The organism is Hydrogeniiclostridium mannosilyticum, from assembly GCF_003268275.1.
In the GTDB taxonomy this organism is placed as follows: Bacteria; Bacillota; Clostridia; order Oscillospirales; family Acutalibacteraceae; genus Hydrogeniiclostridium; species Hydrogeniiclostridium mannosilyticum.
Map to the genome: position 1 here is coordinate 1 of NZ_QLYR01000055.1, position 376 is coordinate 376.

The 376-nt window shown below is 52.1% G+C and carries 1 protein-coding gene; it reads right to left on the reverse strand.

What is annotated here, in order from left to right:
* Nucleotides 1-281: hypothetical protein (locus DPQ25_RS14455; protein WP_146740586.1), on the reverse strand; the 281-nt coding region annotated here is incomplete at its 3' end.
* Nucleotides 282-376: the final 95 nt, after the last annotated feature.

Below are 376 nucleotides of genomic sequence, written 5' to 3' on the forward strand. Positions count from 1 at the left end.
TATTCCTCCTGCAAAAGGCGGTATTTGGCCTTTATTGCCCCGTTTCCGCCCTCCTGCACATATTTCTCACCCGCGATTAACCGCTCCTCCAGGGGGATTTCCTCGCTCATAATGGTGAGCTTTAAGGTGTTCATATAATCATTGTGGGAATACCCCTCCAACCGGTCAATCTTTTCATTCATCCGCCGGAGGTATGCCGCCCCCTTGAACGCCACTGCAAGCAGCGTCCCAATAATAGACAAATAGGAGCAAATATCCGAAATACCCTTAAGCCATTCCATTTGCGCCTCCCTTATACGGCCTGCACGCCGCTCAGGGGGACCCAGGAATAAATCTCCTTCAGCAGTACCCGGTCGCTCTTGACCTGCTGGACCGT